A 220-nucleotide genomic window follows, 5' to 3' on the forward strand; every position below is an offset into this window, starting at 1 on the left:
GATGGCGTTCTGCAGCAGGTTGGTCACCGCGCGCCGGAACAGCGCCGTGTCGATCAGTGCCACCGCGTCCCGCTCGCCCTGGATGCGCACGCGCATGCCCGCCTCGTCCAGCAGGAATTCGAAGAACTCCACCGTCTTGCCGACCTCGTCGGCCAGCACCGCATGAATGCGGCCCGTGGCGGCCTCGCCCTGGTCGGCCCGGGCCAGGAACAGCATGTCG

1 pseudogene is annotated in these 220 nt (G+C 69.5%); it reads right to left on the reverse strand.

What is annotated here, in order from left to right:
* Positions 1–220 (reverse strand): annotated as a pseudogene (locus tag U858_RS34095) (two-component sensor histidine kinase); the annotation flags it as partial.

Source organism: Achromobacter sp. DH1f (assembly GCF_000633435.1).
GTDB classification, from domain to species: domain Bacteria; phylum Pseudomonadota; class Gammaproteobacteria; order Burkholderiales; family Burkholderiaceae_B; genus Achromobacter; species Achromobacter deleyi.